The following is an 18,700-nucleotide window of genomic DNA, read 5'->3' on the forward strand; positions in this document are numbered from 1 at the left end:
TAAAGATAGCGTTAGGCGTGGGCGGATCCTGAGGCTTTTCCATCCATATCGGTGCTATTCGACGAGTATCTCTTTCGGGGCAGGATGGCCAAGAAACGCTGTCGGGCTAGCCGTCGCGCCATAGGCCCCCGCCACGAACACCGCGACCAGATCACCGACGTGGATTTCCGGCAGGAGTATCTTGTCTCCTAACCTGTCCAAGGGCGTGCAAAGGCATCCGACAACGCTGACCGGCTCATCCGTATTTGGTGAGCCAAAGCGATTTGCCACCGCTACAGGATAATTTCGCCGGACCACCGTTCCGAAATTGCCACTGGCGGCGAGTTGGTGATGCATCCCTCCGTCCGTGATTACGAAGCGCTCGCCCTGGCTTTCCTTCACGTCGATGACACGCGTCAGGTATACGCCAGCCTCTCCCACCAGCCAGCGCCCAAGTTCCAGCGCGAAGTGCGTCTCACGCAGGATGGGCGAGCGCTTGCCCAGAGCCTCGGCCAGGGCAGCGCCGATCGGCTGCACATCCAGACGCGTGTCGCCAGGGAAATAGGGAATCCCCAATCCGCCGCCCAGGTTTACGAGCGGCGGCGACACGCCGACTTCTTCGGAGAGCCGGGCTGCAAGCGCTACGGTAGCGGCCTGCGTCTCGATCAAGGCCTGCGCATCGAGCGCCTGGCTTCCTGCAAAAATGTGCCAGCCGCGCCACTCTGCTCCGGCATCGATCATCAGGCGAGCCAGCGCAGGGGCTCGCTCGGCGTCGACGCCGAAGGGTTTCGCTCCACCGCCCATGCGCATCCCGGAACCCCGCAAGTCGAAGTCAGGGTTCACGCGCACGGCAAGCTTAGGTGTTCGCCCGAGCCGTGTGGCGATCGCCAACGCCCGCGCGGCCTCCCCTTCCGACTCCAGATTGAGCGTCACGCCCGCCCTAATCGCCGATGTGATCTCGTCATCGCGCTTGCCGGGACCCGCGAAGCTGATGTGGTCGGGCGACTGCCCCGCCTCCAGTGCCATCTCCAGTTCACCGCCCGAGGCGATGTCGAAGCCGTCCACCAGCCCTACCATTCGTTCCAGTAGAGGGCCGAAGGGATTGGCCTTGATGGCATAGTGGATCGCCAGTTCCGCAGGCATGGCATCGCGCAACGCGTCCACCTGTGTCTGGATCACCCCCATGTCGTACACGAAGAGCGGCGTATCCCCTGCTTCGTCGACCAGCGACGCCGCGCCGCAACCGCCGATCAACAGCATGCTCTCTTCGCTTGTGAACCACGGCGGGATTGGTCCCATCGGTTTCACTCGCCATACTCCTTCGCGAGAGCGACTCTGTCGATCTTGCCATTGGCGTTGGCAGGGAAAGCTCCGACGAAATGAATGTCAAGCGGCTGCATGAAGTTGGGCAGCTCCTCTTTCATGTGGCTACGCACGTTGCTCTCCAATTCGGTAGTATCCACGCTTTCCCGCGCCCTCAGCAACAGTCGAACGGCAGCGCCCAGCCTTGCATCAGGAACGCCCAGCGCCACCGCCTCAACGACGCCGTCCACGGCCACAGCCGACTCCTCTACTTCAGTCGGGCTGATGCGGTTGCCTGCGGACTTGATCATGGCATCATCGCGCCCGACGAAGTACAGCAACCCTTCCGCATCCCTGCGAACTGTGTCGCCCGACCACACTGCCATTCCACCATATGCCGAAGCCGCCGGAGCAGGGCGAAAACGTTCCGCCGTCTTTACAGGATCACGCCAATAGCCATGCGCCACCAGCGGTCCGCAATGCACCAGTTCTCCGGGTTCGTCGTCATCGGTGAGAGTGCCGTCCGGCCGCACGACCAGTATCTCAGCAAACGGTATCGCATCGCCCATGCTGTCCGGATGGCTGTCCACCAGAGCGGGCGGCAGGTAGGTAGATCGAAACGCTTCGGTCAGGCCATACATCGGGTAAAGATCGGCATGGGGAAAAAGCGTTCGCAACCGTCGCACCAAAGGAGGCGTCAAGGCCCCGCCGCTGTTCGTCAGTCGTTTCAGCTTTCCAGCCACTTCAGCGGGCCATTCGAGTTCGGTAAGCTGAACCCAAAGTGGAGGCACGCCCGCAAGGGTCGTCACTGCCCGCCGCTCTACCGAACGAACGACATCGCGGGGCGTAAGATAGTCGAGCGGAACGACGCACCCTCCTGCATACCAGGTAGAGAACAGCTGATTCTGGCCATAATCGAAGCTGAACGGGAGTACGCAAAGCGTCCGGTCCTCTGGCCTCAACTTCAGATACTCGGCAACCGCCACCGCCCCGAGCCAGAGGTTCGCGTGGCTCAGCATTACGCCTTTGGGCTTTCCTGTGGAGCCGCTGGTATACAGGATTGCAGCCAAGGCGTCTGGCGCAGCGTCGGACGGCGGCAGGACGGGGCCGCCCGTCATTGCGCACGCCGTGTCGCTCTCGCTATGCGCCTCACATCCCTGCGGCAGATCGCCGTCCTCCAGCGTATCCAGGCGCGCCTGTGTGCCGATGAGCACACTGGCCCCACTGTCGGCCAGGATATGCGCGACCTGTGCGCGCTTGAGCAGCGGGTTGATCGGCACATGCACCAGTCCTGCGCGGGGCGCCGCCATGGGCAACAACGCCGCCACGGTTCCTTTGGCGACCCAACTCGCCACGCGCGCGCCCGGCGCAAGGCCGTAGCCGTGCAACCAAGCGGCCAAACGCCCGAGACTCGTTTCAAGCTCGGCGAAATCGAGATGTCCCGCTCGTCCGTCGAGCGCCGGACTTCCGGGATCGCCGCGGAGCAGAATATGATCGATCGGCAGGACTTCGGTGTCGTTAGGGGACGGCGCCGCGTTTAACCTCATGTCCAGACTTCCTCACTATCGCGGCTTTCAAGGCGGGAGATAGTCGTTTGCAGGCGCTATGGGAATATCACAGCTTTGTGGAAGCCTGGCGTCCAATGGCTTCCTCGCTGGACCGCGCTTCGCAGGCATCGCTGTTCGATCGCTTCGAATGGCTCGAACTGCTTCACCGCCATTGCATGCCCGAACAGGCCGTAGACATCCTCCACGCCTGCGAAGGGGACGCGCAGGCGTGGCTGTGCCTTGCGGACAGCGGCAGACGTGGCCGCACCGCCATCGCGAACTGGTACAGCTTCGGCGTGCGCCCGTTGTTCAGTGGCGCGCCGGACGAAGCGACACGGGAGCGTCTCGTCGCCACCTTGACCCACAGGCTGGCCAAGCGAGTGTCTAGCGTCAGTCTCTATCCGATGACCAACGACGATGAAGACCTGGGCATCATGACGAAGGCGCTGCGATCCGCCGGCTGGATCACGCGGGTTCGGGCGATGGGCATCAACTCCATCCTCGATCTCGAAAGCCGGAATTTCGACGCCTACTGGTCGGACCGCCCTACTCGACTGCGCAAACTGGTTAGTCGTAAAGGGAAACAAGGCACGCTAGCCTTTACCATCCACTGCGACATCACGGATGCCCTTTGGGCGGATTATCTGCATGTCTATGACAAGAGTTGGAAATCCTCCGAGCCATATTATTCCTTTCTAATGGCGCTGGCGAAGCAGGAAGCCCGTGCGGGCACTTTGCGCCTTGGCTTTGCGCGAAAGAATGGCGTCCCTGTCGCAGCACAGTTGTGGACCGTCGAGAACGGCGTAGCCTTGATCCACAAGCTGGCGCATGACGCCGCGCACGATGCGGACTCGCCAGGCACTCTGCTCAGCCACCATATGTTTCGTGCGGCCATCGATCAGGATCGGGTCTCCCGCATCGACTATGGCACCGGCAACAACGCCTACAAAGCCGACTGGATGGAGCGGCAAAGGACGTTGTACCGCATCGAGGCATATAATCCGCGCTTCGCGTCTGCGTGGCCGGGCGCGGGTCGCACGTGGATTTCCCGTCTTGTCGGGCGCAGGTTCACGCGATAGGACGACGGCGTCATGACAGCAGAAAGCCAACCCGCCTCCATGCCCGACCCCAGCCCGGCGGAAGTAGCCCTCAGTCATCAACTTCGTGATATTCTTCGCGACGTACTTTCGTTGAGCGAAGCACGAGTAGCCGCGTTCGATGACGCCACGCCGCTGTTCGGCGCCTTGCCGGAGCTGGACTCGATGGCCGTAGCGGGACTGCTCACGGAGATGGAGGATCGCCTCCACGTCATCATCGAAGATGACGACGTGGACGGCGAAACCTTCGAGACCTTCGGCAGCCTGCTGGCCTTCGCGGCCAAGAAAACCGGCCGCTGAAGGCGTTATTCGGCGGCTTTCGCCATATCCTCGAAATCGGCCTCCGCCAGGAAGCGCTCCGCATCCAGCGCCGCCATGCAGCCCATGCCTGCCGCGGTTACTGCCTGACGATAGATCTTGTCGCTGACATCGCCTGCCGCAAAGACGCCGGGAATGTTGGTGCGGCTCGTGCCCTTCTCCACCACCAGATAGCCGTCATCCATCGGCAGCAGCCCCTCGAACAGCGTCGTGGCCGGCTGATGGCCGATCGCCACGAACGCGCCGTCCGTCGGGATGTGTGACGCTTCGCCGGTAACCGTGTCGATCAGATCGACACCGACGAGGCCCTCTGGCGTCCCACCGCCCACAAAGCGTTCTACGGCCTTGTTCCAGACGACCTTGATGCTCGGATGGGCGAACAGCCGGTCCTGCAGGATCTTCTCTGCACGGAGGGAGTCGCGGCGATGGATCAAGGTCACGTCATGGCTGTGATTGGTCAGGTACAGAGCTTCTTCGACAGCGGTATTGCCGCCACCGATCACGACGACCTTCTTGCCGCGATAGAAAAAACCGTCGCACGTGGCGCAGGCGGACACGCCCTTGCCGCTCAGTTCCCCTTCGCCCGCAACATGCAGCCACTTGGCCTGCGCGCCGGTCGCGATCACCAGCGTATCGCCTGAATACACCGTGCCGCCATCCCCGATCAGGCGGAAAGGCCGCTGGCTAAGATCGACGCTGACGATCTGGTCGTACATCATCTGTGCCCCGACATGCTCGGCCTGCGCCTGCATTTCCTCCATCAACCACGGCCCCTGGATGACATCACGAAAGCCGGGATAATTCTCCACGTCGGTCGTGATCGTCAACTGACCGCCCGGCTGCATACCCTGCACGACGATCGGGGCCATCCCGGCGCGCGCTCCGTAGATGGCGGCGGACAGACCGGCTGGGCCGGAACCCAGGATCAACATGCGAGTGGAATGCGTTGCAGTCATGAGGTGCCTTCGATCGACGATTTCGTTGCACCTCGAAATAAGCGCTAACGGCGCAGTTGCAAGCGTGTCTACGAGCGGTGTCAGTCCAGGACCGAAGGCAGGTCCTCGAAACCCTTGCGCAACGCCGCCGACCAAGCGCGGGAAATCGCCGCGAACTGCTCGTCTTCGGGCTCGATCCTGTAGCGCGTGCGGAAGGCATACTCGTTCCGCGGAATGATGGTCAGGTCCAGCGGCATGCCTACGGAGAGGTTGGATCGCAGCGTCGAATCCATCGACACGCATACCGCCTTGGTCGCTTCTGCCAGCGACGTGTTCGGTTCGATGATGCGGTCCAGGATCGGCTTTCCATATTTATGTTCACCGATCTGGAAAAAGGGCGTTTCCGCCGTGGCCTCGATGAAGTTACCGGCGCTGTAGACCAGATACAGGCGCGGCTTGCCGCCCCGGCGCTGACCCGCGACAAGGATAGACGCATCCGCCCCGGCTCCCTGCATCTCTATCGTATCGCGGTACCGCTTTTGCATGGAGCGCATCGCGTCCCCGACCAATTGCGCCGCGCGGTGCATCGTCGAGCAGTTAAGGATCGTTTCGATATCGGGGTCGTCTTGCGAATCCTTTATCGCGCGGGAGAGGCAGCTTTTTACTTCCTGTGTGATCGACAGATTGCCCGAGCACATGATCGCGAGGGCACGCTCACCTGGCTGTTCGTAAGTAAAGGTCTTCCTGAACCGCGCGATGTTGTCCATCCCCGCATTGGTGCGCGTGTCGGACAGCATCACCAGCCCCTGATCCACACGTACCGCAACACAATAGGTCATAGCCCCCCGGCTCCCGCTCGTCTTCTATATGGCGCCAACATGTTGCAATTGCTGCTGCTGTTGCTTCTGCAATTGCTGTTCGCGCTCGTCTTCGCTGGCCTGCGCTATCCGAACGTCCGCGTCAATCCAGATCGAACCCGCCGCCGTAACGGAGCCCCGCACCGGGGCTGCGTCATCGGCATCCAGTCCGCAGGCGACACGGATATAGTTCTCCGTCACACAGATCTGATTGGAGGGATCGAACCCTACCCAGCCCAGGCCCGGCACCAATGCTTCTGTCCAGGCGTGGGTTTCGTGCAAGGCGTCCTCCCCCTGCGCCAGCAGATAGCCCGTCACGTAACGGGCAGGCACACCAACACTGCGCGCCGCGCCGATGAATATCTGGGCGTGGTCCTGACACACGCCCGCCCCCAAGGCGAATGCCTCGGCGGCGCTGGTCGTAGCGCTGGTCGCCCCCGTCCTGTACGTGACTTTCCCGATGACGGCAGCAGACAAGGCGTGAAGCCGCGCAAGCGGATCGTCGCCCGACACATTTTGCGCCATCGCCTGAATAGCAGGCGATGGTCGCGTCAAAGGGGTGTCGCGCAAGAAGACGCGTGGGTTCACTTGCTCCTGAAGGCCAGCAATGACCCCGGCGGTATCACTGGTCTCGACCAAGCCGGTCGCCAGGATCGTCGCGCTATCGGTGCGATCATGTCGTATCCACAGGGCTTCCAGATCACCGAACGCGTTGGGCGTGAAATTGGTGACAGGTTCGCCATTCACGCTGACATCCCACTCAACAACGTGCTGTCCTTTGTGACCGCGAGGCTTGAGTTTCAGCATCATCGCCACGCGGCTCGATCCCGCTTCGTAATTGTAGATCGTCTGATGCCGGACGAGAAGCTTCATGCGCTGCAGCCCTTATCCCTTTGCGACCATCGGATACCTGTCATCCGAAGTGATAGTCTTCCGCAATCTCCAGTGCCAGCCTGTCGGTCGTGGCGATGCCGCTCTGGACGGTTTCATGCAGGCCGCGGCGGAAGATTTCTCCGCTGTCGATACTCTCCAGCCCCGTCACCATCCGCTGCACGGTATCATGCGCCTTGCCGCGGGCATCGTGCCACCCTGCGAGGCGATTGAGGCGATAGGCCAGCTGATCGTAGCAATAGGCGACGCTGCGGGGAAACAGCCGGTTCAACATGATGAAGTCGGTGATTTGCCAGGGCGTGTAGGCGCCGCCATAGACGTGATGATAGGCCCGACTGCCCGACAACGCGTGCAGCACGGATGTCCACTGATAATGGTCCCGGTTGCCACCGATCACTTCGGTTTCCGGCAATAACACGTAATATTTCACGTCAAGCAGGCGCAATGTCATCTGCGCTCTCTCCAGCGCTGCGCCGGTGCGGAGAAAGTCGTGCCCCTCGTTGCGGAGCTGTCCGCTGTCGGCCGCACCGCGGAAAGTCATGGCCCGCGTCTTCACCCAGTCGATCAGGCTGGGCAGCTGCTGCCGTGCTTCGGCCACGTCATAGCTGTCGAGCTTGCGCCATCCTTCGTTCAGCGCCTCCCACATGTCCTGCGTCAGCATCGTCCGCGCCGACTTGCCGTTGGCGCGGGCGCGAGCGAGGCAGGATCGGACCGAGGAGGGATTCTCCGGATCCAGCATCAGATAGGCGACGACTTCGCTCTCGCGCACATGCGCGTCCGGCGGGAAGTTCTCCTCGCATCCGGTAGCCCGCACGACCGAACGCCATTCATCGCGATGATGCGCGCCGGGCAGGATCGCCATGCGCTGCCCCATCGTCAGCAAACGCGCCGTGGATTCGGCACGCTCCATGTAGCGCGCCATCCAATAGAGATTTTCCGCGGTCCGGCTCAGCATCGCATCAATCCTGCAGGACCCAGGTATCTTTTACCCCGCCCCCCTGGCTGGAGTTCACCACCAATGACCCTTCCGTCAACGCCACGCGCGTCAGTCCGCCGGGGACCAGCCGCAATTGCTTCCCCACCAGGCAGTAAGGCCGGAAGTCTGCGTGGCGTTCCACTATGCTCGCAGGCCCCAGCGTCGGAACGGTCGACAAGTCCAGCGTCGGTTGCGCGATGAACTCGGACGGATTTGCCCGGATGCGGGCGGCATATGCCTCGATCTCGCCCGAAGTGGCTTTCGGACCGATCAACATCCCGTAACCGCCCGATCCATGCACTTCCTTCGCCACAAGCTCATGCAGATGCTCCAGAACATAGGTGCATTCGTCGGGTCTGGCGCATTGCCAAGTCTGGATATTCGCCAGCACCGGCTCTTCGCCAAGATAGAAGCGGATCATGGCCGGGACGTAGGTATAGACTGCCTTGTCGTCCGCTATCCCCGCGCCCGGCGCGGAACATAGCGTCACGCCGCCGTTGCGGTACACATTGAAGATACCGGGAATGCCGAGCAGGCTGTCGGGATTGAAGGCAAGCGGATCGAGATATTCGTCGTCGATGCGGCGATAGATCACGTCCACGGCTGTCGGGCCGCCGGTAGTCTTCATCCACACGCGCCCATCCTGCACAAACAGGTCCATCGGTTCGACCAGTTCGACGCCCATCAGATCGGCAAGGAAGCTGTGCTCGTAATATGCGCTATTGAGCGAGCCGGGCGTCAGGACGACGACTACCGGGTCGCCCTTGCAGGCAGGCGGGGCAACTTCCTTCAGGCTCTTCAATAATTCCGCGGGATAGTCGTCCACGGGAGCGACCAACCCTTTCGCAAAGAGGTCGGGGAACATGCGCGTCATGATGTCCCGATTCTCCAGCATGTAGGACACGCCCGAGGGGGTACGGCAGTTGTCCTCCAGAACCTCGAACCGGTCGGGCGCCGTGCGAACGATGTCTATGCCGACGATGTGGCTGTACACCTTGCCCGGCGGAGAAAACCCGGCCATTTCCGGCTTATACGCGCTGTTGTTATAGATGATCTCGCCCGGTATGATGCCCGCCCGGATGATCTCCCCGCGATGATAGACGTCATGCAGGAACGCATTCAGCGCCCGCGTACGCTGGCGAATACCGCGGTCGAGGACACGCCATTCCTGCGCGGTGAAAATCCGGGGAAGCAAGTCGAACGGTATCAGCCGCTCGGGATCGCCGCCTTCACCATATACTGCGAAAGTGATGCCGATCCGGCGGAAGATGGCCTCGGCTTCTTCCAGCCGTCGATTAAGCCCGGCAATCCCCGTCCGCTGGACCCAGTTCTGTACCTCCGCGTAGCAGTCGCGAACTCCGCTCTGGCCATCCAACATCTCGAAGAAGGGCAATCCGATTTCCTTCCGCCTGGACGCCATGACAGAGTCCTTGTGCACTGCAACATTAGTGCAATCGCATGGGGATATTGCAAGGACAAAATGCGCCCTGACGTTTTAACGCCAAACGCCGGTACAATCAGCTACGGCGCACCAATTCCAAAACGCAAATGAGGACGCACCTCCGAAGCGGTGCGTCCTCGAAAACAGGCCGATATCTCTGACCGTGCGAGATCAATCCTCGCCATTGTCCTTCACGCCGACAACCGGAACTTCGATTTCTTCCTTCTTCGTGCCGACGACGACTTCCTTGGAATCGACGTCCACATCCGGAAGCTTGCCCCCGTCAGCCGATACTTTGACGTCAGGCAGCGCGCCCTCTTTGACATCGGCGCTCCAGAAACCCGTAGCGAACAGGATGATACCGATCAAAACCACGGCGGCGACGATCCCTAGCAGTACATTGCGTGACATGTTGTTCCTCCCATTGTCGAGACTGAGTGATAACTGCCCATTTCGCAAAAAGTGCCACACCCGAAACGAAAGATGCGAAAAACCCGATTTTCCTGCTCTCCACCAGGTTGGGAAGGGCGATGGCGACGTCGATGCGCTTGTCGGCACGGCGATCACTCCTATGTTGTCGTCTTGCTCGTCGCGTAGGCGCCGCGTTTGTGTCAGCCTCGCGTCGATCAGGATCTGAGTTGGTCTTCTGCAACATAAAAGGAACGTATATGCTCAACAGGAAGGTACCCGACGTAACGCTGAAAACGCGCGTTCGGGACGAGAGTATCGAAGGCCCTAATCCCTTCAGGTGGCAGGACGTCAAGACGGGCGACCTGTTCAAGGGCAAGCGCGTCGTCGTATTCTCCCTGCCCGGAGCCTTCACGCCGACCTGTTCGACAGAGCAATGCCCCGCGTTCGAGCGCTATTATGATGATTTCAAACAGCTTGGCGTCGACGAGGTCTACTGCATTTCCGTGAACGACGCCTTCGTGATGTACCAGTGGGGCAAGCATCTGGGCGTAGAGAAGGTGAAGTTGCTGCCGGACGGTTCGGGAGATTTTACGCGCCGCATGGGCATGTTGATCAAGAAGGATCATCTGGGCTTTGGCGACCGAAGCTGGCGCTACGCGATGGTGGTGGACGACGGCACGGTCGTGGCGTGGTTCGAAGAGCCCGGCATCAATGACGAAGGCACCGACGAAGATCCTTACGGAGAATCGAAGCCAGAGCCCGTATTGGAATGGCTGAAGGCGCACCCCTCCAGTTGATGGCGCACGGTCAGCAGGCTCCCATCATCGTAACGGCTTTGATGGGACCTGCCGACTTTGCCTGGGCGGACGGGCTTCGCCGCATTCATTTCCCGGCGGAACGAAACTGGCTGCCCGCTCACATCACCTTGTTCCACCATCTTCCGCCATCCGGCGAGCCTGAGATATTGACGCGGCTGAAGCGTTTGACTTCAGCGCCGCCCCCACCTGCTATGCTGTCGGACGTGACGAACCTCGGCAGAGGCGTGGCTTATCGAGTAAACAGCCCCGCGTTGCTGCTGTTGAGGCAGGAACTGGCTGACGCATTCCATGGAATGCTTACGCCGCAGGACAGCGCCTCTCCTCGCCTGCATGTCACTATTCAGAACAAGGCCCCGGTGGAGCAGGCACGAGCGCTCTTTCATGAGCTCCGGGCGGAATTTCAGCCACGGCCTCTGACCATCAGCGGACTCGCCGCGTGGTGGTATCGCGGCGGGCCTTGGGAGGAAATCCGGAGCTATCGCTTCCGCGGCTGATTACGCGAGGCCAACCTCTTTCAGCGGAATGCTGGCGTCGGCCAGTTGCGCCTGATCCAGTGTAGCGCCAGACACGACATGGGCGCGGCCCTGCACGTAATCCTTGATCATGTTGACGCAATCTAGCGCGATCAATTTGCCGCCTTTCAGGTACAACACCGAAAAACTGCGCGTGGCAGGGTCTCCGCGTACAATGGTATGGTCGTAGCCCGTGGACAGCCCCACAGTCTGAAGCTTCAGGTCATATTGATTTGACCAGAACCATGGCACCGCATCATATTCGTTTTCCTGGCCGAGGATGTGCTGAACCGCGACCTTCGCCTGATCATTGGCATTTTGCACCGACTCGAGCCGGATTTGCGCCCCGCTTGCAAAGCCGTTGGAGTGGGCCGCGCAGTCCCCCACTGCATAGATATCGGGAAGACTTGTCCGGCAGAAGGCATCTACGTCCACGCCATTGCCGCCGCTGGCGCCTGCCGCAATCAAGGGGCCAGTCTCAGGAATGATGCCGATGCCGACGATCACCATGTCCGCGGCGATCCGTGTCCCGTCAGCAAGAAGAACCGCCGTAGCGCGGCCATCGGTCGACTCGATGCAATCGACGAGGGTCTTGGTCCGCAGATCGACTCCATGGGCACGGTGTTCCGCCTCGTAGAACTGCGATAACTCCGCTCCAGCCACGCGCGCCAATACGCGATCCAGGGCCTCCAGCAACGTCACCGACTTGCCAAGTTTGGTCAGGACCGCTGCGGCTTCGAGTCCGATATATCCTCCGCCTATCACGACGACGTGGCCGACCTCCGGCAGATGCGCCATGATGGCATCGACATCGTCGCGGCGGCGGACCGAGTAGATCCCGCTCGCATCGCTGCCTGCGCAAGTCAGCAGACGAGGCGTGCCCCCCGTTGCCCAGATAAGCTTGTCATAACCGATCACCTCATCATTGCTGGTCGTGACCGTTTTCGAAGCGGCATCCACCTTGTGGACTCTTCGCCCCAGCAACAAATCGACTTTGCGTTCGCTCCAGAACGCGTGCGGGCGAATCAGGATGCGGTCGAAAGACTTGTCGCCTGCAAGATACTCCTTGGAAAGCGGAGGACGCTCGTAAGGCGGTTCCTTTTCATCCCCGAGCATAGCCACGGAGCCTTCGAAGCCCATCTGCCTCAGCTGAATCGCAGCCTGCGCCCCGGCATGGCCTGCGCCGACGATCAGCACATCGTATTCGCTCATCCGTCACCCTGTCGTATGTTATTTCCGTTCCGCTGCCTTGGCGCGCTTGCATCCTCAGTGCAAGTCTACTGAGCGACAAAAGCATGCCAACTGCCGGTTGACCACCACAGTAAGGCTGCGTATAGCGCCGCCTCACCCAACATGCGGACGCATGAGGGTGCCCATCGTTTCGCGCATCTGTAACACCTTTGCGCAGATCGGGGCGGAGTAGCTCAGCTGGTTAGAGCAGCGGAATCATAATCCGCGTGTCGGGGGTTCAAGTCCCTCCTCCGCTACCATTTCCTTTCAATACATCATAAATCTTTTGAGGCACTTACGCGATACACCTTTGCCGCTGCCTATTCTGTAGTTGCGACTTTGTTCTTTGTATGTTCCTATGAGACATGGGCACGATCAAAGGCCGCGGAGCCACGGATAACAGCAGCAGTAAGCGCTTTTCTCTTCCCGAAAGAGAAGCTGACGGAGACTGGCTTGATTCACTGGACACAGTGGATGGCGCCCCGCCCCGGCCTTCCACGACCGTCACGGTAGAACGGCCCAGAACCATATTGGCCAGAAACAGCTCTCCCGACATCGGCTTCGACCAATCCCTGAACGCCTATCGCGGCTGTGAGCATGGCTGCATCTACTGCTACGCCCGGCCCACCCATGCCTGGCTCGACCTCTCGCCCGGACTCGACTTCGAAACCAGGCTCTTTGCCAAGCCGGACGCAGCTTCCTTACTGCGGCGCGAGTTGGCAAAACGGTCCCATGTCGTCACCCCGATCGCTATGGGCTCCAATACCGATCCCTATCAGCCCATCGAGCGCGAGTGGGGCATCACGCGGCAATGCATAGAAGTGCTGGCGGAGTGTCGCCACCCGCTGTTCATCACCACCAAGTCCGACCGCATAGTGCAGGACATAGACCTTCTAGCGGGCTTGGCGCGGGATGGTCTGGTCGCCGTCAGCATTTCCATCACTACTCTCGATGCTCGCCTTGCCCGTATTCTTGAGCCACGTGCGGCGCATCCGGAACGCAGGGTTTCAGCCATAGCACGGCTGGCAGATGCCGGCATTCCGGTCCATGCCAGCGTCTCGCCGATAATTCCCGCCATCACGGATCATGAGATCGAGGCCATAGTGGCTCGCGTGGCCGCTGCGGGGGCAAGGGGTGTGTTCTGGATACCCGTCCGCCTTCCGCACGAAGTCGCACCGCTTTTCCGCGCGTGGCTGGATGCGCATTACCCCGACCGGGCGGGCAAGGTCATGAGCATCATCCGCGATATCCGGGGCGGGCGCGACAATGATCCGAATTTCGGCTCCCGGATGCGGGGCCAAGGCGTCTGGGCCGACCTCATACGCACTCGCTTCGACAAGGCACGGCTGAGAGCGGGGCTTCAGGGAGAACGCATTGCCTTAAGAACCGATCTTTTCCGACCGCCTCAGGGCGACCAGCTCACCCTGTTTTGAGGACGAACATCATCGGGAGGCTTGCACTCTCATCAGGAAACCAGAGCAAGCCGAGGGGGCTCAGGCGCTGAAAAACTATGCCCTATCACACCCGGCACAATCGACAGTTTCTCGGCTATTTCTGCGTCGATCAGGAAGTCGCGGCCCAGCCTTATGCGCACGACATGGCCGTCGGGCATCCTGCTCCGGATTCCGACGTCGCTTCGCCCGCCCCTGCTGACCGACAAGATAGCCTTGATCGCAGCGACAGCGCTCTCCTGAGCCACATCCAGCCATAGCTCCATACGCGTCGTACCGGCGATGCGATTGAAAGGCTGTACGCCCCTGATCGTAACACGAGGCGTTTCTTCACCAGGCTGCCTGTCCAGTTCCACTGTCAGCAGGCAGCAATCGCCGTCCTTCGCCATCGCATCGATCGCTTTGCAAGCGTCTTCCTCGAAGCAGCTTGCCTGAAACTGACCACTGCTGTCGGAGAAGGTGGCGGAAATGTAGCGCCCGCCTTTGCGCGTATCGCGCCAGCGAACGTCTTCCACCAGAGCGGCCATGAGCGCATGCGCCCGGCCTTCTGCGTTCATCGCGGTCGGGCTGGCGCAGATTGCGCCGAAGCTGCGAGCGCCCTTGGCCTCTGAAATGTGGCGATAACGGTCCACGGGATGCGCGGAGAAATAGAAGCCGAATGCTTCCTTCTCCTGCGCCATGCGATCGGCCACGGACCAGGCGGTGTGCGGCGGAATATGGACATCGGCATGCGCGATTTCTTCACCCCCGAACAAACCACCCTGCCCGCTTTCCCGCGCCTCTGCTGCACTGGAAGCCACCGACAATATGGTTTCGGCTGCTGCGTGGACCCCCGCCCGATCGGGGTGAATGCCGTCGAAGGCACCCGCTGCGGCAAGGCTCTCCAACTGCCTCCGGTTGAGCAGGCGCGGCTCCACCCGATCGGCGAAGTCATCGAGGTCGAGAAAAGGTCCATGCGCCTCGCGCTCGGCGACCAGCGTCTCCATCGCTTTCTCACCCACGCCCTTCAGCCCGCCCAGTGCATAGCGGACCGCAAAGCCATAACGCGGATCATCGGCCCGATCTTCATGAGGCGTTACCGACTGCACAGAGAAGTCCGCTTCGCTGACATTGATGTCGGGCGGAAGGCACGTCAGCCCCATCCGCCGCATGTCGTCGACGAAGATGGTGAGCTTGTCCGTCAAATGGATATCGAAGGCCATCGACGCGGCATAGAATTCCGCGGGATAATGCGCCTTCAGCCAGGCCGTCTGATACGCCAGCAACGCATATGCGGCCGCATGGCTCTTGTTGAAGCCATAGCCTGCGAACTTGTCGATCAAATCGAACAGTTCGTTAGCCTTGGTTTTCGGAATCTGGCTCCGCTCGGCACAACCCTTGACGAAGCGGTCGCGCTGTGCGTCCATTTCCGCCTTGATCTTCTTGCCCATCGCGCGGCGCAAAAGGTCGGCGTCACCCAGCGAATAGCCCGCCAGGATCTGCGCGGCTTGCATCACCTGTTCCTGATAGACGAAGATTCCGTAGGTCTCTTCCAGTATCGGCTGCAGGAGAATATGGGGATATTCAATGTCTTCCTGGCCGTTCTTGCGGCGGCCGAACATCGGGATATTGTCCATCGGACCCGGACGATACAGCGACACCAGTGCGATGATGTCTCCGAAGTTAGTGGGCTTCACCGCTGCCAGCGTCTTGCGCATCCCTTCGGATTCAAGCTGGAACACGCCCACGGTGTCGCCGCGCTGGAGCAGTTCGTAAACCGCTACATCGTCCCAGAGCAGCGTTTCGAGGTCTACAATCTCGCCGCGCTTCGCCAGAAGCTGCACGGCCTTCTGCAGCACGGACAGGGTTTTGAGACCAAGAAAGTCGAACTTCACAAGCCCAGCATATTCGACATATTTCATGTCGAACTGCGTCACCGGCATGTCTGATCGCGGATCACGATACAGCGGCACGAGCTTCTGCAATGGCCGATCGCCGATCACCACCCCCGCCGCGTGCGTGGAGCTATGCCGCGGCAAGCCCTCCAGCTTCAGCGCCAGGTCGATCAGCCGCCGTACCTGCGCATCGTTCTTATACTCCTGCGCGAATTCGCTGATGCCGTTCAACGTCCGGTCCAGCGTCCAGGGGTCGGTCGGATGATTCGGCACCAGCTTTGCCAGCCGATCGACTTGCCCATAGCTCATCTGGAGCACGCGCCCGGTGTCCTTTAGCACGGCCCGCGCCTTCAGCTTTCCGAAGGTGATGATCTGCGCGACGTGATCGGTCCCGTACTTTGCCTGAACGTACCGAATGACCTCGCCGCGCCGCGTTTCGCAGAAATCGATGTCGAAGTCCGGCATGGACACGCGTTCGGGATTGAGGAAGCGCTCGAACAACAGCCCTAGCTGCAGCGGATCGAGATCCGTGATCGTCAGCGCCCATGCAACAACGGAACCAGCGCCCGATCCGCGCCCCGGTCCCACGGGAATATCGTTGTTTTTCGCCCACTTGATGAAGTCGGCAACGATCAGGAAGTAACCGGGGAACCCCATCTGGACGATGATGTCCAGTTCGAAATCCAGGCGGCTGAAATATTCAGTGTAGCGCGTCCGCAGCGCTTCGCCGTCCAGGTCCAAGGCCTCAGCGCCTTCCTGAATAGCCACCATCTTCCGCAGCCGCATCTCTAGCCCCGCCGTGGCGTCAGCCCGCAACTGCCGCTCTTCGCCCAGGAGATCGCCCGCCAAACTTGGGAGAATCGGCTTCCGCTTCGGCGCCATCACCGCGCATCGCTGCGCGACGACCAGAGTGTTGGCCAGTGCTTCGGGCAGATCCTCGAACAGCCGCTTCATTTCAGCCGCGGGCTTCATCCATGCATCGCGGCAGCTCTTCCGCCGATCGTCGCTATCCACATAGGCGCTATCGGCAATGCAGAGCATGACATCATGCGCTGCATGGAAATGTGGCTCGGCAAAACAGGTTGGGTTGGTCGCCACCAGCGGCAGGTCCCGCGCATAGGCCAGGTCGAGCAGTTCTGCCTCTGCCTTACCTTCGACCGCATCGAGTCGCCGGACGATTTCAATGTAGAGGCGTTCGGGAAACAGCGCTTCCAGTCGCTCGCAGTAGGACAGCGCAGCATCGGGCTGCCCTTCGGCAAACAACCGCGCCAGGCCACCTTCACCGCCAGCGGTCAGGGCAATCAGCCCGTCCGTTCGCCCCTCCAGATCGCCGAGCGAAACATGCGGCTGCTCTTCGATCGGACGATCCAGATGCGCCATCGAAACAAGTGCGCACAGATTGTCATAGCCGGTGCTGTCCTGCGCATACAGTGCCAGCCAGTCATGCACGGGAGCGGCGTTGGACGGGCGGCCGGGCCGGACGATGCCCACCATCGCGCCGATAATCGGCTGCACCCCCTCGCCCTTGCATGCGTCGGAAAAAGCCATCGCGGCGTAGAGACCATTACGGTCGGTCAATGCGGCCGCAGGGAAACCCAGCGCCTTGGCCTGCTTGGCGATCGCCTTCGGCTCGATCGCGCCATCCAGCATGGTATAGGAAGAAAAGACGCGTAACGGGACGAAAGAAGCGTGAGGCATTAGTCCGTTCTGTACGTTAATGGCCAGTTTTTAAAGCCCCGGCGAGACAAATCTGTGGGTAGTTTACCTGAACCCCAAATTTGACGTACTCTTCTGCTGAACTGTGACCATAGCCACGGCGGGGCCGCCATATAGCGATAGAGACTTTCGAGCACCAACAGGGGATGAGCCATGAGCACCGAGATACCGACGCCCGGTTCCAGGTCGATAGTCGACCGCGTCAAGGCGATATTGCTGCAGCCCAGGGAAGAATGGCGGCAGATAGACACCGAGCCTGCTACGATCTCCGGCCTGTTCACGGGCTATGCGCTGATCCTTGCCGCGATACCGCCGCTGGCCGGCCTGATCGGCGGCCTCCTGTTCGGGTATGGAGCCCTCGGTATCACCTTTCGCCCTTCGATCGGCGGCGCGATCAGCATGGCCGTTGTCCAATATGTGCTGTCGCTCGTCGGCGTTGTCGTCATTGCGCTCATCATTGACGGGCTCGCCCCGAAATTCGGCGGGACCAGTAACCGCACACAGGCTTTCAAGGTGGCGATCTATTCCTATACCGCCAGTTGGGTCGCAGGTATCTTCGCGCTCGTACCGGCGCTAGCGATCCTGACGCTACTGGGCGTCTACAGCCTGTATCTGCTGTACACCGGGCTTCCGCTCCTGATGAAATCGGCTCCTGAAAAGGCCGGGTCCTATACGGCCGTCACTGTCCTTGTCGCCATCGTCGTGTCGCTCATCATAGCCTCCATAGCGGTACCGCTTAGCGGCATGTTCGGCGGATCGCCCTACGGCGCGATGAGCAGCAGCGCGCCCGAAGGCGAAGTCAGCATTCCCGGCATCGGCACCGTGGACCTCGCGAAGATGGAGGCTGCCTCTAAAAAGATGGAAAGCGCCGCCAGGAAAATGGAAGAGTCGGCCAAGTCCGGCAAATCCGACGCGGTTGCTCCTGCCGCATTGCAGGCGATGCTTCCCGCCTCCATCGGCGGCTACAAGCGCACCGAAGTAGAAAGCGCTGGCCTGGGTACGGGCGGATCGAACGCGTCGGCCCGCTATGAGGCACGCGACCGCAGCTTTCGCATAGAATTGACGGACATGGCCGCGCTAGGCGCACTCTCCGGCCTTGGCGCAGCGATGAACGTGAACCCGAACAAGGAAACGGCCAACAGTTACGAACGCACCACTACCGCCAACGGCCAGATCGTCACCGAAAGCTGGAACAAGAGCAGCGGCGAAGGCAAATATGGCACGACCGTCGACAATCGCTTCATGATCGAGGCGAGCGGTAATGCCGCCAGCATCGACGAACTGAAGGCGGCTGTGGCTGCAGTTGGACCGGAGAAACTGGCCGCACTCGCAAAGTGATGTCGCA

16 protein-coding genes and 1 tRNA gene are annotated in these 18,700 nt (G+C 60.9%); 7 read left to right on the top strand and 10 right to left on the bottom strand.

Features of this window, described 5'->3' with window-relative positions:
- Nucleotides 1-54: 54 nt before the first annotated feature.
- Together QHC67_RS04020 and QHC67_RS04025 are read right to left on the bottom strand one after the other, a co-directional pair.
- Entirely contained in the window at nucleotides 55-1,287 is a 1,233-nt protein-coding gene (locus tag QHC67_RS04020; protein WP_319291298.1) for a pyridoxal-dependent decarboxylase, exosortase A system-associated, read from the bottom strand.
- The gene (locus QHC67_RS04025) at nucleotides 1,284-2,828 is read right to left on the bottom strand and encodes an acyl-CoA ligase (AMP-forming), exosortase A system-associated (protein ID WP_319291301.1); all 1,545 of its coding nucleotides are present in this window, start codon (nucleotides 2,826-2,828) and stop codon (nucleotides 1,284-1,286) included. The genes QHC67_RS04020 and QHC67_RS04025 overlap by 4 nt, the downstream gene beginning before the upstream one ends.
- A 95-nt stretch (nucleotides 2,829-2,923) precedes the next feature.
- Here QHC67_RS04025 and QHC67_RS04030 point away from each other — a divergent pair, with 95 nt between their 5' ends.
- Together QHC67_RS04030 and QHC67_RS04035 are read left to right on the top strand one after the other, a co-directional pair.
- Entirely contained in the window at nucleotides 2,924-3,907 is a 984-nt protein-coding gene (locus QHC67_RS04030) for a GNAT family N-acetyltransferase (protein ID WP_319291304.1), read from the top strand.
- A 39-nt stretch (nucleotides 3,908-3,946) separates the two neighbouring features.
- On the top strand, nucleotides 3,947-4,225 hold the full coding sequence (locus QHC67_RS04035) for an acyl carrier protein (protein ID WP_319291481.1): 279 nt from the start codon (nucleotides 3,947-3,949) through the stop codon (nucleotides 4,223-4,225).
- A 5-nt stretch (nucleotides 4,226-4,230) separates the two neighbouring features.
- Here QHC67_RS04035 and trxB read toward each other — a convergent pair whose 3' ends face one another.
- The 6 genes from trxB to QHC67_RS04065 all read right to left on the bottom strand — a co-directional run bounded on the left by trxB (nucleotide 4,231) and on the right by QHC67_RS04065 (nucleotide 9,754).
- On the bottom strand, nucleotides 4,231-5,199 hold the full coding sequence (trxB, locus tag QHC67_RS04040) for a thioredoxin-disulfide reductase (protein WP_319291308.1): 969 nt from the start codon (nucleotides 5,197-5,199) through the stop codon (nucleotides 4,231-4,233).
- An 80-nt stretch (nucleotides 5,200-5,279) separates the two neighbouring features.
- Entirely contained in the window at nucleotides 5,280-6,017 is a 738-nt protein-coding gene (locus QHC67_RS04045; protein ID WP_319291311.1) for a peptidase, read from the bottom strand.
- A 24-nt stretch (nucleotides 6,018-6,041) separates the two neighbouring features.
- The gene (locus QHC67_RS04050; protein ID WP_319291314.1) at nucleotides 6,042-6,908 is read right to left on the bottom strand and encodes a transglutaminase family protein; all 867 of its coding nucleotides are present in this window, start codon (nucleotides 6,906-6,908) and stop codon (nucleotides 6,042-6,044) included.
- A 40-nt stretch (nucleotides 6,909-6,948) separates the two neighbouring features.
- Nucleotides 6,949-7,881, bottom strand: coding sequence for an alpha-E domain-containing protein (locus tag QHC67_RS04055; protein ID WP_319291317.1), 933 nt, complete (start codon nucleotides 7,879-7,881; stop codon nucleotides 6,949-6,951).
- A gap of 4 nt (nucleotides 7,882-7,885) precedes the next feature.
- Nucleotides 7,886-9,280 carry a circularly permuted type 2 ATP-grasp protein gene (locus QHC67_RS04060; protein WP_413818488.1) on the bottom strand — a complete coding sequence of 465 codons (1,395 nt, stop codon included), beginning with the start codon at nucleotides 9,278-9,280 and terminating at the stop codon, nucleotides 7,886-7,888.
- 234 nt (nucleotides 9,281-9,514) lie between these two features.
- Nucleotides 9,515-9,754, bottom strand: coding sequence for a hypothetical protein (locus QHC67_RS04065; RefSeq protein ID WP_319291319.1), 240 nt, complete (start codon nucleotides 9,752-9,754; stop codon nucleotides 9,515-9,517).
- 257 nt (nucleotides 9,755-10,011) lie between these two features.
- Between QHC67_RS04065 and QHC67_RS04070 the strand changes: the two genes are divergently transcribed.
- Nucleotides 10,012-10,551, top strand: a complete 540-nt coding sequence (locus QHC67_RS04070; protein ID WP_319291322.1) for a peroxiredoxin — start codon at nucleotides 10,012-10,014, stop codon at nucleotides 10,549-10,551.
- Nucleotides 10,524-11,066 (top strand): 2'-5' RNA ligase family protein, encoded by a 543-nt coding sequence (locus QHC67_RS04075; protein WP_319291325.1) that lies wholly within the window; start codon nucleotides 10,524-10,526, stop codon nucleotides 11,064-11,066. Before QHC67_RS04070 ends, QHC67_RS04075 begins: the two co-directional genes overlap by 28 nt.
- On the opposite strand, the gene QHC67_RS04080 is transcribed toward QHC67_RS04075, so the two are convergent.
- Nucleotides 11,067-12,296, bottom strand: coding sequence for an NAD(P)/FAD-dependent oxidoreductase (locus QHC67_RS04080; RefSeq protein ID WP_319291327.1), 1,230 nt, complete (start codon nucleotides 12,294-12,296; stop codon nucleotides 11,067-11,069).
- Between the two features lie 201 nt (nucleotides 12,297-12,497).
- Here QHC67_RS04080 and QHC67_RS04085 point away from each other — a divergent pair.
- Both QHC67_RS04085 and QHC67_RS04090 read left to right on the top strand, forming a co-directional pair.
- Nucleotides 12,498-12,574, top strand: a tRNA-Met gene (locus QHC67_RS04085).
- A gap of 105 nt (nucleotides 12,575-12,679) precedes the next feature.
- Entirely contained in the window at nucleotides 12,680-13,747 is a 1,068-nt protein-coding gene (locus tag QHC67_RS04090) for a PA0069 family radical SAM protein (RefSeq protein ID WP_319291330.1), read from the top strand.
- 32 nt (nucleotides 13,748-13,779) lie between these two features.
- Here QHC67_RS04090 and dnaE read toward each other — a convergent pair whose 3' ends face one another.
- Nucleotides 13,780-17,337 carry a DNA polymerase III subunit alpha gene (gene dnaE / locus QHC67_RS04095; protein WP_319291333.1) on the bottom strand — a complete coding sequence of 1,186 codons (3,558 nt, stop codon included), beginning with the start codon at nucleotides 17,335-17,337 and terminating at the stop codon, nucleotides 13,780-13,782.
- Nucleotides 17,338-17,508: 171 nt separating this feature from the next.
- On the opposite strand from dnaE, the gene QHC67_RS04100 reads away from it, so the two are divergent.
- Nucleotides 17,509-18,693, top strand: coding sequence for a Yip1 family protein (locus tag QHC67_RS04100; protein ID WP_319291336.1), 1,185 nt, complete (start codon nucleotides 17,509-17,511; stop codon nucleotides 18,691-18,693).
- The last annotated feature ends 7 nt before the right edge of the window (nucleotides 18,694-18,700 follow it).

The sequence above is a fragment of the Sphingobium sp. genome, from assembly GCF_033795625.1.
GTDB lineage: Bacteria > Pseudomonadota > Alphaproteobacteria > Sphingomonadales > Sphingomonadaceae > Sphingobium.

What these genes read in the sequence shown, in the direction of transcription:
- QHC67_RS04025 (WP_319291301.1), bottom strand. Translation starts at nt 2,828, where the DNA reads ATGAGGTTAAACGCGGCGCCGTCCCCTAACGACACCGAAGTCCTGCCG.
- QHC67_RS04030 (WP_319291304.1), top strand. Translation starts at nt 2,924, where the DNA reads ATGGCTTCCTCGCTGGACCGCGCTTCGCAGGCATCGCTGTTCGATCGC.
- QHC67_RS04035 (WP_319291481.1), top strand. Translation starts at nt 3,947, where the DNA reads ATGCCCGACCCCAGCCCGGCGGAAGTAGCCCTCAGTCATCAACTTCGT.
- trxB (WP_319291308.1), bottom strand. Translation starts at nt 5,199, where the DNA reads ATGACTGCAACGCATTCCACTCGCATGTTGATCCTGGGTTCCGGCCCA.
- QHC67_RS04045 (WP_319291311.1), bottom strand. Translation starts at nt 6,017, where the DNA reads ATGACCTATTGTGTTGCGGTACGTGTGGATCAGGGGCTGGTGATGCTG.
- QHC67_RS04050 (WP_319291314.1), bottom strand. Translation starts at nt 6,908, where the DNA reads ATGAAGCTTCTCGTCCGGCATCAGACGATCTACAATTACGAAGCGGGA.
- QHC67_RS04055 (WP_319291317.1), bottom strand. Translation starts at nt 7,881, where the DNA reads ATGCTGAGCCGGACCGCGGAAAATCTCTATTGGATGGCGCGCTACATG.
- QHC67_RS04060 (WP_413818488.1), bottom strand. Translation starts at nt 9,280, where the DNA reads ATGTTGGATGGCCAGAGCGGAGTTCGCGACTGCTACGCGGAGGTACAG.
- QHC67_RS04065 (WP_319291319.1), bottom strand. Translation starts at nt 9,754, where the DNA reads ATGTCACGCAATGTACTGCTAGGGATCGTCGCCGCCGTGGTTTTGATC.
- QHC67_RS04070 (WP_319291322.1), top strand. Translation starts at nt 10,012, where the DNA reads ATGCTCAACAGGAAGGTACCCGACGTAACGCTGAAAACGCGCGTTCGG.
- QHC67_RS04075 (WP_319291325.1), top strand. Translation starts at nt 10,524, where the DNA reads ATGGCTGAAGGCGCACCCCTCCAGTTGATGGCGCACGGTCAGCAGGCT.
- QHC67_RS04080 (WP_319291327.1), bottom strand. Translation starts at nt 12,296, where the DNA reads ATGAGCGAATACGATGTGCTGATCGTCGGCGCAGGCCATGCCGGGGCG.
- QHC67_RS04090 (WP_319291330.1), top strand. Translation starts at nt 12,680, where the DNA reads ATGGGCACGATCAAAGGCCGCGGAGCCACGGATAACAGCAGCAGTAAG.
- dnaE (WP_319291333.1), bottom strand. Translation starts at nt 17,337, where the DNA reads ATGCCTCACGCTTCTTTCGTCCCGTTACGCGTCTTTTCTTCCTATACC.
- QHC67_RS04100 (WP_319291336.1), top strand. Translation starts at nt 17,509, where the DNA reads ATGAGCACCGAGATACCGACGCCCGGTTCCAGGTCGATAGTCGACCGC.